Consider the following 3,636-nt stretch of genomic DNA (forward strand, 5'->3'; position numbering starts at 1 on the left):
GCGCGGCCGGGGCCCGCGTCGCGCTCTGGGCGGGGCAGGCCCCGGTACGGCCGGCCGGGTGGGTCGGCCGGTGCTCAGCGCACACCGGTCGGGGTGGGGGCGACGGTCGTGCGGGTGGTGGTGCGCGGCTTGGCGGCGGCCTTGGCCTCCTTCGCGGCGCGCTTCACCTCCTGCTTGAACTCCCGTACCAGGGTGAGGGATTCGGGACCGGTGATGTCGGCCACCGAGCGGTGCGCGCCCTCCTCGCCGTACACCCCGGCCGCCTCGCGCCAGCCCTCCGGCCGTACCCCGTACTGCTTGCCGAGCAGGGCCAGGAAGATCTGCGACTTCTGCTTGCCGAAGCCGGGCAGGGCGTTGAGCCGGCTGAGCAGCTCCTTGCCGGTGCGGACGTTCTTCCACAGCGCGGCGGCGTCGCCGTCGTACTGCGCGACGAGGAACTGGCAGAGCTGCTGCACCCGTTTGGCCATCGCGGCCGGGTAGCGGTGGACCGCGGGTTTGGCGGAGAGGAGCGCGACGAACTCCTCCGGGTTGTAGGTGGCGATCTCGTGGGCGTCCAGGTCGTCGTGGCCGAGGCGCTGGGCGATGGTCAGTGGGCCGGTGAACGCCCACTCCATCGGGACCTGCTGGTCCAGCAGCATGCCGACGAGCGCGGCGAGCGCGCTGCGTCCGAGCAGTTCGTCGGCCTCGGGCTGCTGTGCGAGCCGAACGGTGACGTTCATGGGCTTGCCCTCCTCGGAGTTGACGTCGGGTCGGCGCCCAGTCTGGTGGAAGCGGCGTTGGCGTACGCGGTCAACACGCCCGTAGCCGGGGAAGTCTTGTCTGTTCAAGGCCTTGCCAGAGCTGCATTGTTCGTTGGCGGAGCGGTTGCCGGAGGTGACGGCGGGGTGGCGGGGGATATTTTTTGCCCGCGCCTGTCACATCCGCCGGGGGCCCCGGGTCAGGGGACTGCCGTCCGCTGCGGCGGCGGGCGCGGGGGCGTGAGGGGTTGGGGAGGGCGCTCGGCCGGGTGGGTGGTTCTGAGTGGGGGGAGCGAGTCATTTCATATGACTGTTTCTGTTGTGACGGCGCGGCGAACTGACGGCGGGTCATTCTTGGTCCAATCGACGCGTCCAGAAAGGCCCGCCCGCCGTGACCCAGCCGTTCGAACTGCCGTCCTTCTACGTGCCGCACCCGGCACGCCTCAACCCGCATCTGGACGAGGCGCGGGCCCACTCCACCGGCTGGGCCCGGGAGATGGGGATGCTGGAGGGGTCCGGGATCTGGGACCAGGCCGACCTGGAGGCCCACGACTACGGACTGCTCTGCGCGTACACCCACCCCGACGCCTCCGCCGAGGCGCTGTCCCTGGTCACCGACTGGTACGTGTGGGTCTTCTTCTTCGACGACCACTTCCTCGACATGTACAAGCGCACCAACGACCGCGGGGCGGGCAAGGCGCACCTCGACCGGCTGCCGCTGTTCATGCCGGCCGACCCGGCCGCCGAGCTGCCGGAACCGGAGAACCCGGTCGAGGCGGGCCTGGCCGACCTGTGGCGGCGCACCGTGCCGGTGATGGGTGAGGACTGGCGGATCCGGTTCGCCGAGAGCACCCGGAACCTGCTCAACGAGTCGCTGTGGGAGCTCGCCAACATCAACGAGGGCCGGGTGGCCAACCCGGTCGAGTACATCGAGATGCGCCGCAAGGTCGGCGGCGCGCCCTGGTCCGCGCAGCTGGTCGAGTACGCGGCCGGCGCCGAGGTGCCGAAGGAGGTGTCGGGTTCGCGGGCGCTGCGGGTGCTGATGGACGCCTTCTCCGACGGGGTGCACCTGCGCAACGACATCTTCTCGTACCAGCGGGAGGTGGAGGACGAGGGCGAGCTGAGCAACGGCATCCTGGTGCTGGAGCGGTTCCTGGAGTGCTCCACCCAGGAGGCCGCCGAGGCGGTCAACGACCTGCTCACCTCGCGGCTGCAGCAGTTCGAGAACACCGTGTTCACCGAACTGCCGGTGCTGTTCGCGGAGACCGGGCTGGACCCGGTGGGCCGTGCCCGGGTGACGGCGTACGTCAAGGGCCTCCAGGACTGGCAGTCCGGCGGGCACGAGTGGCACCTGCGCTCCAGCCGGTACATGAACGGCGGTGGGGCCGCGGCGGGTTCGGCCGGTTCGGCGGGCTCGGCGGCCTCGGGCGGCGAGGTGGCGCCCGGCTCGGGCGGTGGGCTGCCGGGGCTGCCGGGCGGGCCCGGGGGCGGCAACTGGTGGGACCAGTACGCGATCGGCGGCATCGGGACCTCGGCGCTGGACATCCTGCGCAAGGGAGCCCTCGGCGCGGAGCCGCCCGCGCCACCGGCCGTGGAGGGTGCGACGGGCCCGGCCGTGCGGCGGGCGCGGTCGCACGGCCACGTGCCGTACCAGGCCGTCGGGCCGTCCCTGCTGCCCGAGTTCAGGCTGCCGTACGACCTCCGGTTGAGCCCGCACCTGGACGGCGCCCGGGAGCGCGTGATCGAGTGGGCGGAGCGGATGGGGCTGCTGGCGGCGGAGCCGGGCGTTCCCGCATCCGGCATCTGGGACGCCGAGTCGATGCGCGACTACGACCTCCCGCTCTGCGCGGCCGGCCTCCACCCGGACGCCACCGCCGACCAACTCGACATCGCCTCCGCCTGGTTGGCCTGGGGCACCTGGGCCGACGACTACTACCCCCGGGCCTTCGGACGCACCCGCGACCTGGGCGGCGCCAAGGCCGCCAACGCGCGGCTGTCCCTGTTCATGCCGGTGGACGGCACCCCCGTGCCGGAGCCCGTCAACGCGCTGGAGCGCGGCCTCGCCGACATCTGGGAGCGCACCGCCGGCCCGATGACCGTCGAGGCCAGGGGCCGGTTCCGGGTGGCCGTCGAGACGATGCTGGACAGCTGGATCTGGGAGCTGACCAACCAGATCCAGAACCGGATCCCGGACCCGGTGGACTACCTGGAGATGCGCCGCTCCACCTTCGGCTCCGAGCTCACCACGAGCCTCTCCCGCCTCGGCCACGGGCAGACCGTGCCGCAGGAGGTGTACGACCACGGCTCGATGCGCGCGCTGGAGAACTCCGCGATGGACTACGCGTCCATGATGAACGACCTCTTCTCGTACCAGAAGGAGGTCGAGTACGAGGGCGAGCTGCACAACGCCGTCCTGGTCGTGCAGAACTTCTTCGGCTGCGACTACGCGTCCGGGGTCCGGATCGTCGACGACCTGATGCACTCGCGGCTGGGCCAGTTCCAGCACGTCGTGCGGAAGGAACTCCCGGTCATGTACGAGGACTTCGGGCTGGAGCAGGCGGCCAGGGAGCTGCTCGACGGGTACGTGGGGGAGCTGGAGAACTGGCTCGCGGGCATCCTGAACTGGCACGAGGGCTGCCTCCGGTACGGCACGGCCGACCTGGAGCGGCACTTCGGCGCCGAGCGGGATCTGCTGGAGGCCTCGCAGGCCCGTCGGGCGGCCACGGCGGCCGCCGCCGAGGCCCCGGCGGCGGTGGTTCCGACCGCCCCGGTGGGTCCGGGCGTGCCGGTGCCCTCGGCGCCCCGGGTGCCGCTCGGCCCGACCGGCCTGGGCACGGCCTCGCTGCGCCTGTCGGCGGGCGGCTGACGTCGAGGGGCCGCACCCGCGCGGGTTCCAGCC

At 72.2% G+C, this 3,636-nt stretch carries 2 protein-coding genes; one reads left to right on the forward strand and one right to left on the reverse strand.

The genetic code is table 11. The annotated features are described in order from the left end of the window. Window positions 1-74: 74 nt before the first annotated feature. Window positions 75-719, reverse strand: coding sequence for an HhH-GPD-type base excision DNA repair protein (locus tag ACFU6K_RS33880; RefSeq protein WP_380669640.1), 645 nt, complete (start codon window positions 717-719; stop codon window positions 75-77). Between the two features lie 409 nt (window positions 720-1,128). On the opposite strand from ACFU6K_RS33880, the gene ACFU6K_RS33885 reads away from it, so the two are divergent. Next, window positions 1,129-3,603, forward strand: a complete 2,475-nt coding sequence (locus ACFU6K_RS33885; protein ID WP_380669642.1) for a germacradienol/geosmin synthase — start codon at window positions 1,129-1,131, stop codon at window positions 3,601-3,603. Window positions 3,604-3,636 lie beyond the last annotated feature (33 nt).

The organism is Kitasatospora sp. NPDC057512 (genome assembly GCF_042802135.1).
In the GTDB taxonomy this organism is placed as follows: domain Bacteria; phylum Actinomycetota; class Actinomycetes; order Streptomycetales; family Streptomycetaceae; genus Kitasatospora.